We start from the raw sequence: 15,856 nt of genomic DNA, 5'->3' as shown, positions 1-15,856 counted from the left end.
GAAACACTCATGAGCATTACTCGTTACGGCACCGGCAGCACCGCCGCTGGCGGTCAGCCCCGTCCTTTCGCCCGCGCCGTTGAAGCCGATGGCTGGCTGCACGTGTCCGGCCAGGTACCGGCGCTGGATGGCGAAATTATTGTGGGCGGCATTGTCGAGCAGACCCACCAGACCATGAAGAACCTGATCGCGATTCTCGAAGAGGCCGGTTATGGCCTGGAAGATGTGGTGCGTGCTGGCGTGTGGCTGGAGGACCCGAGGGATTTCACGAGTTTCAACAAGGTATTCTCCGAGTACTTCAAACCCGAACACGCCCCGGCCCGCGCCTGTGTGCAGGCGAACATGATGGTCGACTGCAAGGTCGAGATCGACTGCATCGCGTACAAGAAAAAAGCCTGAACCAAGGTGGCTCTTGTAGGAGCTGCCGAAGGCTGCGATCTTTTGGCGATTTTGGAAGTGCCATAAGGGCAAGATCAAAAGATCGCGGCCTGCGGCAGCTCCTACAGGGCGAATTTTATGGGAACCACTGACATGACCGAAGACACCATCAAGCGCCGGGCTCGCGGTCTGGACCGGGCGTTCGATATCCTCGATTTTCTCAAGGAGATCGGCCAGCCGCTGCGCCCGAATGAAATCGCCAGCGGCATCGGCAGCCCGAAATCCACGGTCTACGAACTGGTGGCTTCCTTGCTGGAGCGGCGGATTCTGGAGCCCGTGGGCAAGGACGGTCACGTCTACCTCGGCCGTCAGCTGTACTTCCTCGGGCAGGCGCATTTGCGCCATTTCGACCTGACCCGCGAGGCCGATCACGCCTTGCAGGAGATTGTCAGCCAGACCCATGAAACCGCGCAGATGTGCCTGCTCAACGGCCGTAAATACACGGTGGCGTTGATGAAAGAAGGGGAGCGGCATTTCCGCATCTCCTCCGACATCGGCGAAAACGCGCCCATCCCCTGGACCGCTTCCGGACGGCTGCTGCTGTCGCACCTGAGTGACCAGGAGATCATCGACCTGATCGACCACGATGACTTCATCCTGCCCAACGGTGAGCGCCTGCCACTGGAACAGTTTCTGGGTGAAATCCGTCAGGCCGGCATCGATGGGTTCTTCTCCTTCGATAGCGTCGCCGACACCTTTACCCATTGCTTCGCCGCCCCGGTCAAAGACCCGAACGGCGTGGCCATTGCGACCCTGTGCATCGTCGCCCCACGGGCCGATGCCAAGACTCATTACAACGAATATCGCCGGGTGTTGATCGACAATGCCAACAACCTGGCCCGTCGTATAAACGAATAACAGCGGCTGCTCGCGGCCGCGAAAACGTAAGGAGTTCGACCATGTCTTCTGCCAAAAATACGGCCGCCGTGGAAAAGGGCTTTGCCCATACGGGTGCCAGCCTGGTGCGCGATGTCAGCCTGCCGGCGCTGGTGTTGCACCGCGAAGCGCTGGAACACAACATTCGCTGGATGCAGGACTTTGTCAGCAACAGCGGCGCCGAACTCGCGCCTCACGGCAAAACCAGCATGACGCCGGCCTTGTTTCGCCGCCAGCTGGACGCCGGCGCGTGGGGTATCACCTTGGCCAGCGCCACGCAAACCCGCGCAGCGTATGCCCATGGCGTGCGTCGGGTGTTGATGGCCAATCAATTGGTCGGTACGCCGAACATGGCGCTGATTGCCGACCTGCTGGCAGACCCGACATTCGACTTCCATTGCATGGTCGATCACCCGGACAACGTCGCGGACCTGGGGGCGTATTTCGCTTCTCGCGGCGTGCGGCTGAACGTGATGATCGAGTACGGCGTGGTCGGCGGTCGTTGCGGCTGCCGGTCAGAAGAGGAAGTGGTGGCGCTGGCCAAGGCCATCGCCGCACAACCGGCGTTGGCGCTGACCGGCATCGAAGGCTACGAAGGGGTGATCCACGGCGATCACGCCGAGAGCGGCATTCGCGCGTTCGCCGGTTCTTTGGTGCGCCTGGCCGTGCAGTTGCAGGACAGCGGGGCGTTCGCCATCCCCAAGCCGATCATCACCGCGTCGGGTTCGGCCTGGTATGACTTGATCGCCGAGGAGTTCGAAGCGCAAAACGCCGCAGGACGTTTCCTCAGCGTCCTGCGCCCCGGCAGTTATGTGGCACACGACCATGGCATCTACAAAGAGGCGCAATGTTGCGTACTCGACCGTCGCAGCGACCTGCACGAAGGCCTGCGCCCGGCGCTGGAAGTCTGGGCGCATGTGCAGTCGTTGCCGGAACCAGGGTTTGCAGTGATTGCCCTGGGTAAACGCGACGTGGCCTACGACGCCGGTTTGCCAGTGCCGCTGCTGCGCTATCAGGCGGGCGTAGTGCCGGCGACGGGCGACGATGTGAGTGCCTGCAAGGTGACGGCGGTGATGGACCAGCATGCGTTCATGACGGTGGCGCCGGGGGTTGAGTTGCGGGTGGGCGATATCATTTCGTTCGGCACCTCGCACCCGTGCCTGACGTTCGACAAGTGGCGCACGGGGTGCCTGGTGGATGAGCAGCTGAATGTCATCGAAACCATGGAAACCTGTTTCTAAGGTTTGATTCGCGTCCGGCCGTTTTGCGACCGCTTCGCGCTCGAACGCAGGCTTCGCCAGCTGCTACATAAAGCGAGTTCGCTGAGCTTTATGTAGCAGTTGCCGCAGGCTACGTCCGACTGCGCAGCAGTCGTGAGCGGGCTAACATGAGAATTCATTTAATGAACACCATCAACACCCTCGGCCCCAACACCCCGCGCATCGCCCTGATCGGCGAGTGCATGATCGAGTTGCAACAACGCGCCGACGGCAGTCTGCAACAAAGCTTCGGTGGCGATACCTTGAACACGGCGGTCTACCTGTCCCGGGAGCTGGGTGAAGCCGGCACGGTGGATTACGTTACCGCCCTGGGCGATGACAGTTTCAGTGATGCCATGTGCCAGAGCTGGGCCGCCGAAAACATCGGGCTGGGCATGGTTCAGCGATTACCGGGGCGCTTGCCCGGTTTGTATTGCATCCAGACCGACGCCGCCGGCGAACGGCGTTTTCTCTACTGGCGCAACGAAGCGGCCGTCCGCGATTGCTTCACCACCCCGGCCGCCGCGCCGATCCTGCAAGTGCTACCGGATTACGACGTGCTGTATTTCAGCGGTATCACCTTGGCGGTGCTCGGTGTACAGGGGCGGGAGAAATTGCTGGAAACCCTGGTCGAAGCCCGGCAGCGGGATGCGCGAATCGTGTTCGACAACAACTATCGGCCGCGGTTGTGGGCCTCGGTCGAAGACGCTCGGGCGGCATATCGCAGCGTTTTGCCTTACGTGGACCTCGCGTTGTTGACGGTCGATGACGAACAGGCGTTGTTTCATTTTTCCGATTGCGACGCGGTGTTTGCTGCGTACGAGCAGATCGGCACACCTGAGGTTGTGCTCAAGCGCGGTGCCGAAGCGTGTTTGATTCGCTGCGATGGCGAATCGTTTGAAGTGCCGGCGCAGAAGGTAGAGCGGGTGGTGGACACCACGGCCGCGGGAGATTCATTCAGCGCGGCGTATCTGGCCAGTCGCCTGAAGGGCGGCAGTCCGGCAGAGGCGGCCGAAGCCGGGCACCGGTTGGCGAGCCGAGTGATTCAGGTGCCTGGAGCCCTGATCCCCCGCGGCTGAAACACAACCCCCTGTAGGAGCTGCCGCAGGCTGCGATCTTTTGATCTTGATCTTAAAAACAAGATCAAAAGATCGCAGCCTGCGGCAGCTCCTACAGAAATTATTCAATCCCGGTAAAACACCTGCACCAGGTGATACCCGAATTTACTCTTGATCGGCCCATGCACCACCCGCAGTGGCTTCTTGAAGATCACCGCATCGATCACCCCGACCATCTGGCCCGGCCGCACTTCGCCCAGGTCGCCGCCGCGTTTGCCGGAGGGGCAGGTCGAGTATTTCTTGGCCAGCACATCGAACGCTTCACCCTTGGCGATGCGTTGTTTGAGCTGCTCGGCTTCTTCCGAGGTTTTCACCAGGATATGGCGGGCTTGAGCTTTCATTGGGGCAACTACCTTGCAACAGTGCTGACAGCGGGGCGCGCGATTATGCCTCAACTCAGTCCGGTTGGCCGATCATCGTGCGAATCTTGTTAGCCAGCAGGTCGATGGAAAACGGTTTGGCCACCATGTCCATGCCTTCCTCCAGGAAACCCTGGCGTTCGGTGGCTTTCTCCGCATAACCGGTCATGAACAGCACTTTGAGTTGGGGTCGGTGCTGACGAGCTATCTCCGCCAATTGCCGACCGTTCATACCCGGCAGGCCGACATCGGTCACCAGCAGGTCCACCCGCAGATCAGACTCGAGCAAGGGCAGGGCGGTCATCGCGTCTTCGGCTTCATGGGCGTGATAACCCAGCTCATTGAGCAGGTCCAGCACCAGCATCCGCACCGCCGGGTCATCTTCCACCAGCACCACGGTCTCGCCGGCATTAGCCGCCGGGGCTTCGCCAGTCACTGGCATCAATACGTTTTCCGGCGCCATGGCGTGCAGTCGGGGCAGGTACAGCCGAACACTGGTGCCCTCGCCGGGCAAACTGAACAGGCTGATATGCCCGCCCGACTGTTGGGCGAACCCGTAAATCATCGACAACCCGAGGCCGGTGCCCTGGCCGATGGGTTTGGTGGTGAAAAACGGGTCGAACGCCTTGGCCAGCACCGACGGCGTCATGCCTGTGCCGTTGTCGCTCACGGCAATCATCAGGTAATCCCCGGCCTTGACCGGTTCCAGCGTGGTGACATCGCTGCCGTCGAGGTAAGCGTTGGCGGTTTCGATCAGCAACTCACCGCCATCGGGCATCGCGTCCCGGGCGTTGATCACCAGGTTGAGCAGCGCGTTTTCCAATTGACTGACATCGGTGCTGATCGGCCAGACTTCGTCCGCCAGTTGCAGTCTGAGCGCGATATGGTCGCCCTTGGTGCGGCTGAGCAAGTCTTCCAGCGAATGGATCAGGTCGTTGGCGTTCAGCGGCTTGCGATCCAGCGACTGGCGGCGGGAAAACGCCAGCAGGCGATGGGTCAGCGCGGCCGCCCGGTTGGCCGAGGAAACAGCGGCCTCGGTGAAACGGCCGATCTCGGCGGCGCGCCCGTCGGCGATGTAGCGCTGCATCAGGTCAAGGCTGCCGATGATTCCGGTGAGCATGTTGTTGAAGTCATGGGCGATGCCGCCCGTGAGCTGTCCCACCGCTTCCATTTTCTGCGCATGCCGCAAGGCCTCTTCGGCGCGCTCGCGTTCGACCATTTCGTTTTGCAATTTATCGTTGGCTTCGGCCAACTGCCGGGTGCGGGCGGCTACCCGCTCCTCCAGGGTTTCGTTGAGGTTACGCAGGGCTTCTTCGGTCTGTTTGCGTTCGGTTTCGTCGATCACGAAGATGTAGAACCCATTCACCGCGCCGTCCGGGCCGTGGCGCGGCAGGTAATTCATCAGTGCCTGACGGGTGCTGCCGTCCCGGTGCGGCGTGCTGATGCTGAAACAGCAGGCTTTGCCCTTCAGCGCTTCGACGATGTGTTCGGCGCGCAAGGCATAAGCTGCGTCACCCAGCACTTCGCGAATGGTTTTGCCATAGAGTTCCTGGGGCGTCAGGCCGTACCAGTCCAGATAGGCGGCATTGTTGAGTCGAAAACGCTCTTCTTTGTCCACGTAGCTGATCAGGATCGGCATGGCGTTAATGATCAGTTGCAGCTCGGTCTGGCTCTGCCGCAGGGCTTGCTCGGTGTGTTTGCGATCGGTCAGGTCCAGCGCGGCGCCGAGGAAACGCATGGGCCGGCCGTGATGGTCCTTGTAGCAGCGACCTCGGGCAAACACCCAGCGCAACTGGCCATCGGGTTGCAGCAGGCGATATTCCTCGGCGTACTCGGTGCCATGGGTGATGCTGTTTTTTATGCTGCGCGCGATCATCGCCCGGTCTTCCGGGTGTACGCCGTGGAGGTAGGCGCTAATCGGCAATTCACCGGCCAGGCTAGGTTCGACGCCATGCAACTGGGCGAAATTCGCATCGGCAATGAAATGATCTTCGCCGATGTCCCAGTCCCAGGTGCCGACGGCATCGGTGGCGGCCAGCGCCAGTTGCAGGCGCTGTTCGGTGTCGCGCTGGGCCTTGAGGCTGGCAGCCGAGCGCTGTTCGAGTTCAAGGGCGATGCGCCGACGCTCGTTGGTCTCGATGGCCGTGACCAGAATGCCGGCAACCTCGGCATGTTCATCGCGGATCGGACTGTAGGTCAGGTCCAGCCAGCAGTCGGACTCCACACCATCGCGTTGCAAGGTAAAACGCTGCTCGCTGTAGGTCCGCACCTGGCCCTGTAGGACGGCGCTGTAAATGGGGTCGGTAAAGTCCTTTAATTCTGGCCAGATAAGATGCGTGGGCTGTCCGAAAGCGTGTGGGTGATTGCTGCCGGCGAGGAGGGCGAAACCGTCGTTGTAGATCTGCGTGAGCTCCGGTCCCCACAGCAATAGCATCGGCATCGGCGAATGAATCACGATGTCCACGGCGGTTCGCAGGCTCTGTGGCCAGGTGTTGGCGGCGCCTAACGGGGTGCGCGTCCAGTCAAGTCTGGTAATCAGGGCCTGGGCATCGCTGCCGGTGGGTGATGCGCTCATCGAAATGTCCTGCACTTAAGTCGGTGTGGCGGCGTCTACTATCCTTGCAGGGCGGTAGACGCTGGATGACCAGTTTTGGGGAATGCCGATCAGCCAAGTCGCAATCCGATTTGTGTAGCAGCTGGCGAAGCCTGCGTTCGGCTGCGAAGCAGTCGTAAACCCTGAGCACACGGTTTTCCTGATTCACCGCGTTGCCTGACTTCACGACTGCTTCGCAGCCGAACGCAGGCTTCGCCAGCTGCTACACAGACCGTATTACGGCTTAGATTAACTGACCGGCATTGCCCGTTTTGGGTCATTATTTTTTCATTGAATGCTTCGCGGATGCTTTTTGCCATGGAAATCGATGCACTGTTGAAGCTTTTGGCCAGCCAGAATGGCTCTGATCTGTATCTGTCGACCGGCGCACCACCCAGTGCGCGGTTCGACGGAATACTCAAAGCCCTGACAGAACGGCCGTTCAAACCGGGTGAAATCGCAGAGATTGCCGAGTCCGTCATGGACGCCGAACAGCGCCTGGAGTTCGAACGGGAACTGGAAATGAACCTGGCCATTTCCCTGGCCGGGATCGGACGCTTCCGGGTCAACATCTTCAAGCAACGAAACGATGTGTCAATCGTGGCACGAAACATCAAACTCGACATCCCACGCTTTGAAGACCTCAAGTTGCCGGCGGTGCTGCTCGAAACCGTGATGCTCAAACAGGGCCTGATGCTGTTTGTCGGCGCCACCGACTCGGGTAAGTCCACCTCACTGGCGGCGCTGATCGATTACCGCAACCGTCACAGCAGTGGCCATATCATCACCATCGAGGACCCGGTCGAGTACATCCACCGGCACAAGAAGTCGATCATCAACCAGCGCGAAGTCGGCGTCGATACCCGAAGTTTTCATGCGGCATTGAAAAACACCCTGCGCCAGGCACCGGACGTAGTGCTGATCGGGGAAATTCGCGACCGTGAAACCATGGAGCATGCGCTGGCGTTTGCCGATACCGGCCACCTGGTGATCTCTACCTTGCACGCGCACAACGCCCATCAGGCGCTGGACCGGGTGATCAATTTCTTCCCTGAAGACCGCCGGCCCCAACTGCTGCATGACCTGGGCAACAATCTCAAGGCCTTCGTTTCCCAGCGGTTGGTGCGCACCCGCGATGGTCAGCGCCGGGCAGCGGTGGAGGTGATGATCGGTACGCCGACCATCGGCGATTTGATCCGGCGTAACGAATTTGACGAGCTCAAGGGCATCATGGAGAAGTCTGCGGAACTGGGGATGCAGACGTTCGACGGTGCGCTTTATGCGTTAGCCGTGGAAGGTGCGATCACTGAAGAGGAAGCGTTGAAACATGCGGATTCGGTGAACAACTTGCGGCTGCGGCTCAAGTTGCACGCCGAAGCATCACCGGGCCCGCATGCACCGCCCGGCGAATGGGGACTGATGGACTGACATGAATCCATCCTGCAAAGGGGGCCTCATGGGCTGACATGAATCCCTGTAGAAGCTGCCGAAGGCTGCGATCTTTTGATCTTGTTTTAAAGAGCAAGATCAAAAGATCGCAGCCTTCGGCAGCTCCTACAGGGGGCGGTGTTTTAATCTTGAAGTTCGGGGCGATTGCGGAATTGCTCCAGCGCCTCGGGGTTGGCCAGGGCATCGGTATTTTTCACCGGCTGCCCATGCACCACATTTCTCACGGCCAGCTCGACCACCTTGCCGCTGATCGTCCGGGGAATGTCCGTCACCGCAACAACCTTCGCCGGCACATGCCGGGGTGTGGTGTTGGCGCGGATGACCTGGCGAATCTGCTGTTCCAGCCCGGCGTCCAGCGCCACACCGTCACGCAGGCGGACGAACAACACCACCCGCACGTCATCCTGCCATTGCTGACCGATGGCCACGCTGTCGATGACCTGCGGGACTTTCTCCACCTGCCGGTAAATTTCCGCCGTGCCGATCCGTACACCGCCGGGATTGAGCACCGCGTCCGAGCGCCCGTGGATCATCATCCCTCCGTGGGCCAGTTGCTCGGCGTAATCGCCCTGGGCCCAGACGCCAGGGAACTGATTGAAATAGGACGCGCGCAGTTTTTCGCCGGTGGGGTCATTCCACAGGCCGATGGGCATCGCCGGGAAGTGTCGCGTGCAGACCAGCTCGCCTTTCTCGCCGATGACCGGTTGGCCGTCGTCATTCCAGACCTCGATCGCCATTCCCAGGCTCTTGCCCTGCATCTCGCCACGGCGTACCGGTTGCAGCGGATTGCCGATTACAAAGCAGGACACGATGTCGGTACCGCCAGACATCGACGCCAGGCAAACGTCGGTCTTCAGGTCGCGATAGACGTAGTCGTAACTCTGCGGTGACAGCGCAGACCCCGTGCACAGCAGGATCTTGAGGCTGCCCAGGTCATGACTGTCGCGAGGTTTCACGCCGTTGCTTTCCAGCGTCGCCAGATACTTGGGGCTGGTGCCGAACACGTTGATGCGTTCGTCGTCGATCAAGTCGATCAGACGCTCCGGGTCAGGGTGAAACGGCGAACCGTCGTACAACACCACGGCGCTGCCCACGGCCAGGGCCGACACCAGCCAGTTCCACATCATCCAGCCGCAGGTGGTGTAGTAAAACAGCCGGTCGCCGGGGCCGAGATCGCAATGCAGGCCGTGTTCCTTGACGTGCTGCAGCAGCACGCCACCGGTACTGTGGATGATGCATTTGGGCACGCCAGTGGTGCCGCTGGAGTAAAGAATGTACAGCGGATGCGCGAAGGGCACGGCAACGAAGTCCGGTTCGCCGCCAGCGCTGTAGAAATCTTCCCACAGCGCCACGTCGGCCTGAGTGTGGAAGTCCTCGATACGCGCCTGTGGCCGTGCGTAAGGCACAACGATCAACTGGCGCAATGACGGCAACTGTTCGAGGATTTCGTTGACCTTGGTGGTCTGGTCGATCTCCTTGCCGGCATAACGGTAACCGGCACAGGTGATCAGCACCTTCGGCTCGATCTGGCCAAAACGGTCGATCACCCCTTGAGTGCCAAAGTCCGGTGAGGAACAGGACCAGACCGCGCCCAGGCTGGTGGTCGCGAGCATAGCCACCAGGGTTTGCCAGGTGTTCGGCATGCACGCGGCTACCCGGTCGCCAATGCCGACGCCAGCGGCTTTCAAACTGTTTTGAAAGCCGGCGACCTGCGCTGCCAATTCGGCCCAGGTCAGTTGTTCGCGTTGGCCGTTTTCGCCAACGGCGACCACCGCCACGGCATCGTCACGGCGTCGCAGCAAGTGTTCGGCGAAATTCAGGGTCGCGCCGGGAAACCACTGTGCGCTGGGCATTTGCCCGCCTTCCACCAGCACCGCGTCGGGTTGATCGTGAAAGCGGATATCGAAGAAATCGACGATGGCTTGCCAGAAGGCTTCCCGTTGATCGATGGACCATTGATGCAGGGCAGGGTAGTCGTCGACGTGGAGGTGGTGCCGCTGATTGATGAAGCGCCGAAAGGCCTCCATGCGGGTCTTGCCGATGCGCTCGGCGCTGGGTTGCCAGAGGATTTCGGACATTGTTTTGCCTCTTTATCTCTCTTGAGATCCATTCGCGAGCAGGCTCGCTCCCACATTGAAATGCGATCCCTTGTGGGAGCGAGCCTGCTCGCGAAGAACGATAACTCGGTCTAACGGCTGACTACTGCGCCAACCACCCACCATCAATATTCCACGCCGCGCCACGCACCTGGCTACCGGCTTCGCTGCACAAAAACAGCACCAGTTCACCCAGCTGCGGCGGTGTCACGAACTCCAGCGACGGCTGCTTCTCGGCCAGCAAGTCATGTTGCGCCTGCTGCGGATCAATCCCGGTGGCAATGCGGTCATCAATCTGTTTCTGCACCAGCGGCGTCAACACCCAGCCTGGACAGATCGCGTTGCAGGTGACGTTAGTGGTGGCCGTTTCCAGGCCCACCACCTTGGTCAAACCGATGACCCCATGCTTGGCCGCCACGTACGCCGCCTTGCCCACCGAACCGACCTGACCATGCACCGAGGCGATATTGATGATCCGGCCCCAATTCTTCGCACGCATGCGCGGCAGGCTCAGGCGGGTGCTGTGAAACACCGACGACAGGTTGATCGCAATGATCGAATCCCAGCGCTCCACAGGAAAATCTTCCACCGCGGCCACATGCTGGATGCCGGCGTTATTGACCAGAATGTCGATGCCGCCGAATTCACGCTCGGCGTAGGCAATCATGTCGGCGATCTGCGCCGGGTCGCTGACGTCGGCCGGGTGATGTCCGACCTTGCCGCCGAACTGCTGGACCTCGGCGATAACCTTGGAGGCATCGCCGAAACCATTGAGGACCACGTTGGCGCCAGCCTTGGCCAGGCTGAGGGCGATGCCCAGGCCGATGCCGCTGGTGGAACCGGTAACCAGTGCGGTCTTGCCCGAAAGAGTCGTCATGAAAACCTCACACAATGCCAGTGGCGTAGAAAGTGCCGATCACTACGAAGACCGCCAGGGTCTTGATGATCGTAATACAGAAAATGTCTTTATAGGCCTCGCGATGGGTCAGACCGGTGACCGCCAGCAAGGTGATCACCGCGCCGTTGTGCGGCAGGGTGTCCATGCCGCCACTGGCCATCGCGGCCACCCGGTGCAGCACTTCCAGCGGGATGTTGGCGGCGTGGGCCGCTGCGATGAAATCATTGGCCATGGCGGCCAGGGCGATGCTCATGCCGCCCGATGCGGAGCCGGTGATGCCGGCCAGCAAGGTCACGGTAATCGCTTCGTTGACCAGCGGGTTGGGAATGCTCTTGAGCCAGTCGGCCAGCACCAGGAAGCCCGGCAAGGAGGCGATCACCGCACCAAAACCGTATTCCGACGCGGTGTTCATCGCCGCGAGCAACGCGCCGCTGACCGCACTTTTACTGCCTTCGGCAAGCTTGCTGCGAATCGCCTGGAAGCCGAACACCAGCACCATGATGATGCCAACCAGCAACGCGGCCTGAACTGCCCAGATCGCCGTCAGTTTGGCGATTTCAGTGGTCACCGGCGCGGCCATGCCCGGAAGCTGAAGGTTGTGAGTCTTGCCGTACCACTGTGGAATCCACTGGGTAAACAGCAGGTTCATGATGCCGACGGCCAGCAGCGGTGACAGCGCGATCCATGGATTGGGCAGCTTGATGTCGGCCGCGGTTTCTGGCTCGTTGCGCAGTTCGGTGCCATAGCCTTCGCCTGAGCGTTGGGCCTTGTTGCGCTGGCGTTGCAGAAACAGCATGCCGGCGCAAAACACGAAAATCGTACCGACCAGGCCTAGCCATGGCGCGGCCCAGGCCGTGGTATTGAAGAACGTACTGGGGATGATGTTCTGGATTTGCGGGGTGCCGGGCAGGGCGTCCATGGTGAATGAAAACGCGCCGAGGGCGATGGTCGCCGGGATCAAGCGTTTCGGGATATTGCTTTGGCGGAACATCTCGGCGGCAAACGGGTAGACCGCGAACACCACCACAAACAACGACACGCCGCCGTACGTCAGCAGGGCGCAAACCAGCACAATCACCAGCATCGCCTGACGCGTGCCGAGCAACCGAATCGCCGCCGCGACGATGGAGCGCGAGAAGCCCGACAGCTCAATTAGCTTGCCGAACACCGCACCGAGCAGGAATACCGGAAAATACAGTTTGATGAAGCCGACCATTTTCTCCATGAACACCCCGGTGAAGGCAGGGGCGACGGCGGACGGGTCGGTGAGCAGGACAGCGCCGAGGGCGGCAATCGGGGCAAAGAGGATAACGCTGTAGCCACGGTAGGCCGCGAGCATCAGCAGCGCGAGGGCTGCCAAGGCAATGATCACACTCATGGTGTGTCTCCTGGATTGTTATTTTTTTAGGGTAGAACGTTGCGGGGGATGGCTATAGCGAGTTTCGTGCCATTCACTTAAGTGATTGAAATATAAGGATATATATTAATCTGGCAGAATGAATTTCAGACGATTATCTCTGTTTGGAGACTATCGGCGCCTGGAAAAGATCGCAGCCTTCGGCAGCTCCTACAAGGAAACGCAAAATCCCCTGTAGGAGCTGCCGAAGGCTGCGATCTTTTGATCTAAAAAATAATTCTATAAACGGAGATTAATGTCTCCTTACAGAGACTCAGCAATCCCCAACGCCACCATTTTCTTATACAAAGTAGACCGCCCCAGCCCCAGCCGCGCCGCCGCTTCAATCACCTTGCCCCCGCATTGCGCAAGGGCCGCTTCAATCAGCTGTCGATCAAACCGTTCCCGTGCCGCACTGAACGTCTCGTGCACAACCGCCTCAATCACCAACGGCGCCACGCGCTGCACCGGCATGAACGTCCCGATCGCCGCGCGGATATCCGTCGCATTTAATATCAGGTCGTCACTGAGCAACGCCGCCCGTTCCAGCACGTTGCGCAATTCACGAATATTCCCCGGCCAGGCATGCTGAGCCAACAATGCCAGCGCTTCGCGGTTCAACTCATGCTGGCTGCGCAGTTCTTCGAGAATCGCTTCACTCAGGGCCGGCAGATCATCCAGACGATCACGCAGCGGCGGCACATTGATCGGCAGTACGTTCAAGCGGTAATACAAGTCGGCACGAAATTCACCGCGTTTGATCGCCGCTTCCAGGTCGGTAGACGTCGCCGCGATGATCCGTACATCGCTCTGGATCACTTCGTTTGAGCCCACCGGCTCGAATTCCTTTTCCTGCAATACCCGTAGCAGCTTGCTTTGCAACGGCAACGGCATGTCGCCGATCTCATCGAGAAACAACGTACCGCCCTGGGCGATCTGCAACTTGCCGACGCGACCTTTGCGATCGGCGCCGGTAAATGCGCCGGGCGCAGTGCCGAAGAATTCGGCTTCGAGCAGCGCCTCGGGAATTGCCGCGCTGTTGATGCTGACAAATGCCTTGTGCGCCCGTGGCGATGCACCGTGAATGGCCTGGGCCAGCAATTCCTTGCCGGTGCCGGTTTCACCGAGCAGCAACACCGGCGACTCGGCACTGGCACTGCGCCGGGCCCGGCGTTTGACTTCCAGGCTGGCCGCGCTGGTACCGATGAAATGGGCGAAGTTGTACTTGGTCTGCCGTGCCCGCAACAGCGAACGGGTCGAGGCCAGTTCTTCCTGCATGCTCATGTAGCGCTTGAGCATCGGCGACAGGCTGCGCAATTCGTCGAACAGCGCAAACCCGATGGCACCGATCACCACGCCGGCATCGTCATGAATCGGCAGGCGCATGACCACCAGCGGTTCCTTGGGAGTGTCCTGCATGTCGAGCAGGATCGGCCGGCCAGTGCGCACCACTTCACGCAGCAGACTGCCGGGAATCACGCTTTCGCAGGCCTTGCCGATGGCGACTTCAGCCGATTCCAGACCAAAGCGCCGGGCGTAGCGCTCATTCATCCAGACAATGTTGGCGTCACGATCGACAATCACCGTGCCTTCGCTGGATTGCTCGATGATTTCGAACAATGAGCGGATCGCCAGCAAGCGCACGCGCTGGTAATCCTTGAGGCTTTCGGTGGTGTTCATGGCAGCGTCCAATGTCGAAGATCAAGATCAAAAGATCGCAGCCTTCGGCAGCTCCTACAGGGGAATGCGATCAGTGTAGGAGCTGCCGAAGGCTGCGATCTTTTCCGGTGGATTATGCCTACCGCGGATGCGCCGCCGCCAACAGCTCTTTGGTGTACGGATGCTGCGGTGAGTCGAACACCTCGTGGCTGGCGCCGCTTTCCACCACTTTGCCGTCCTTGATCACGATCATGTCGTGGGCCAGCGCGCGGACCACCGCCAGGTCATGACTGATGAACAGATAGGTCAGGCCGTGTTTTTCCTGAAGGTGGCGGAGCAGGGCCACCACTTGTTTTTGCACGGTACGATCCAGCGCCGAGGTCGGTTCGTCCAGCAGGATCAGCGCCGGTTTGAGCACCAGCGCCCGGGCGATGGCGATGCGTTGGCGTTGGCCCCCGGAGAATTCGTGCGGATAGCGATGACGGCTCTGCGGGTCGAGGCCGACTTCCTCCAGGGCGCGGATCACTTCGGCCTTGCATTCGTCGGCGGTCAGTTCGCTATGAACTTCAAGGCCTTCGCTGATGATCTGTGCCACGGACATCCGCGGGCTGAGGCTGCCGTAGGGGTCCTGGAACACCACCTGCATTCGTTTGCGCCACGGGCGCAGCTGCTTTTGCGTCAGGCTGTCTAGCGCCTCGCCCTCGAAGCGAATGCTGCCCTCGGAATCGAGCAGGCGCAGAATTGCCTGGCCCAGCGTCGATTTGCCCGAACCGGATTCGCCGACGATGCCCAAGGTTTTCCCACGCTGCACATTCAGGCTGATACCGTCCACGGCCGTGAGGTACGTCTTGCGTTGAAACAGTCCGCCACTGAGGGCGAATTTCACACTCAGGTTTTCCACCTCCAGGACTTTTTCACGCGCGTCCCGAGGCAACGCTTCGCCTTCCGGCTCGGCGTTCAGCAGCACGCAGCTGTAAGGGTGTTTCGGCTCGGTGAACAGCGTCTCGCTGGGCGCCTGTTCGACGATCTCCCCGGCCTTCATCACGCACACGCGCTGGGCAATGCTGCGCACCAGATTGAGGTCGTGACTGATCAGCAGCAATGACATGCCGAGCCGCTGTTGCAGGGATTTGAGCAGTAGCAGGATCTTGCGCTGTACCGTCACGTCCAGTGCCGTCGTCGGTTCGTCGGCGATCAACAACTCTGGCTCGCAGGCCAGGGCCATGGCGATCATCACCCGTTGGCGCTGGCCGCCGGACAGTTGATGCGGGTAAGCCTTGAGCCGCTCCTTGGGTTTCTGAATGCCCACCAGATGCAGTAACTCAAGAATCCGCGCTTGCGCCGCTTTGCCGGTCAGGCCTTTATGCAACAGCAGGGTTTCGCCGATCTGTTTTTCGACGCTGTGCAACGGGTTCAGCGAGGTCATCGGCTCCTGGAAGATCATCGCGATCCGGTTGCCGCGCAGCTCACGCAGCACCTTGGATGACGCGCCAAGCAGTTCCTTGCCGCGATAACGGATGCTGCCGGTGGACTCGGCGCCGGTCTCGGGCAGCAGCTGCAAGATCGAATGCGCGGTCACTGATTTGCCGGAGCCCGACTCGCCGACCAGGGCAAGGCATTCGCCGGGCAGGATGTCCAGGCACAAGTTGCGTACCACCGTCTGGCCGTTGAAGGCGACGCAGAGGTTACGGATTTCGATCAGGTTGCTCATATCA

Annotated in this window: 12 protein-coding genes; 5 read left to right on the top strand and 7 right to left on the bottom strand. The window is 60.4% G+C overall.

Annotated elements, in window-relative coordinates; all coding sequences use genetic code 11:
- Positions 1 to 9 precede the first annotated feature (9 nt).
- The 4 genes from ACA052_RS16500 to ACA052_RS16485 all read left to right on the top strand — a co-directional run bounded on the left by ACA052_RS16500 (position 10) and on the right by ACA052_RS16485 (position 3,652).
- Complete coding sequence (locus tag ACA052_RS16500; RefSeq protein WP_414879754.1) at positions 10 to 399, top strand: RidA family protein; 390 nt, start codon at positions 10 to 12, stop codon at positions 397 to 399.
- A gap of 132 nt (positions 400 to 531) precedes the next feature.
- On the top strand, positions 532 to 1,296 hold the full coding sequence (locus tag ACA052_RS16495) for an IclR family transcriptional regulator (protein WP_497650340.1): 765 nt from the start codon (positions 532 to 534) through the stop codon (positions 1,294 to 1,296).
- 41 nt (positions 1,297 to 1,337) lie between these two features.
- Positions 1,338 to 2,555, top strand: a complete 1,218-nt coding sequence (locus ACA052_RS16490) for an amino acid deaminase (RefSeq protein ID WP_497645822.1) — start codon at positions 1,338 to 1,340, stop codon at positions 2,553 to 2,555.
- Between the two features lie 161 nt (positions 2,556 to 2,716).
- Entirely contained in the window at positions 2,717 to 3,652 is a 936-nt protein-coding gene (locus ACA052_RS16485; protein ID WP_497645821.1) for a sugar kinase, read from the top strand.
- A gap of 104 nt (positions 3,653 to 3,756) precedes the next feature.
- Here the strand turns inward: ACA052_RS16485 and ACA052_RS16480 are convergent, their stop codons facing one another.
- Together ACA052_RS16480 and ACA052_RS16475 are read right to left on the bottom strand one after the other, a co-directional pair.
- Positions 3,757 to 4,032 carry a peptidylprolyl isomerase gene (locus ACA052_RS16480; protein ID WP_007898282.1) on the bottom strand — a complete coding sequence of 92 codons (276 nt, stop codon included), beginning with the start codon at positions 4,030 to 4,032 and terminating at the stop codon, positions 3,757 to 3,759.
- A gap of 55 nt (positions 4,033 to 4,087) precedes the next feature.
- Positions 4,088 to 6,625: a PAS domain-containing hybrid sensor histidine kinase/response regulator gene (locus tag ACA052_RS16475; RefSeq protein WP_497645820.1), complete on the bottom strand. Its 2,538-nt coding sequence runs from the start codon at positions 6,623 to 6,625 to the stop codon at positions 4,088 to 4,090.
- 336 nt (positions 6,626 to 6,961) lie between these two features.
- On the opposite strand from ACA052_RS16475, the gene ACA052_RS16470 reads away from it, so the two are divergent.
- Entirely contained in the window at positions 6,962 to 8,071 is a 1,110-nt protein-coding gene (locus ACA052_RS16470; RefSeq protein ID WP_497645819.1) for a PilT/PilU family type 4a pilus ATPase, read from the top strand.
- A gap of 143 nt (positions 8,072 to 8,214) precedes the next feature.
- Here the strand turns inward: ACA052_RS16470 and ACA052_RS16465 are convergent, their stop codons facing one another.
- The 5 genes from ACA052_RS16465 to ACA052_RS16445 form a co-directional block, all read right to left on the bottom strand.
- A complete protein-coding gene (locus tag ACA052_RS16465) occupies positions 8,215 to 10,170 on the bottom strand; it encodes an acetoacetate--CoA ligase (RefSeq protein WP_497645818.1) in 1,956 nt (651 codons plus the stop codon).
- A 121-nt stretch (positions 10,171 to 10,291) separates the two neighbouring features.
- Positions 10,292 to 11,065: a 3-hydroxybutyrate dehydrogenase gene (gene hbdH / locus ACA052_RS16460; RefSeq protein WP_497645817.1), complete on the bottom strand. Its 774-nt coding sequence runs from the start codon at positions 11,063 to 11,065 to the stop codon at positions 10,292 to 10,294.
- A 7-nt stretch (positions 11,066 to 11,072) separates the two neighbouring features.
- On the bottom strand, positions 11,073 to 12,464 hold the full coding sequence (locus tag ACA052_RS16455; RefSeq protein WP_497645816.1) for a GntP family permease: 1,392 nt from the start codon (positions 12,462 to 12,464) through the stop codon (positions 11,073 to 11,075).
- A gap of 282 nt (positions 12,465 to 12,746) precedes the next feature.
- Positions 12,747 to 14,162, bottom strand: a complete 1,416-nt coding sequence (locus ACA052_RS16450) for a sigma-54 interaction domain-containing protein (RefSeq protein ID WP_497645815.1) — start codon at positions 14,160 to 14,162, stop codon at positions 12,747 to 12,749.
- A gap of 118 nt (positions 14,163 to 14,280) precedes the next feature.
- Positions 14,281 to 15,852, bottom strand: coding sequence for an ABC transporter ATP-binding protein (locus tag ACA052_RS16445; protein WP_497645814.1), 1,572 nt, complete (start codon positions 15,850 to 15,852; stop codon positions 14,281 to 14,283).
- Positions 15,853 to 15,856: the final 4 nt, after the last annotated feature.

The sequence above is a fragment of the Pseudomonas sp. LBUM1644 genome (genome assembly GCF_059716195.1).
This window is presented reverse-complemented; position numbering and strand designations above follow the sequence as displayed.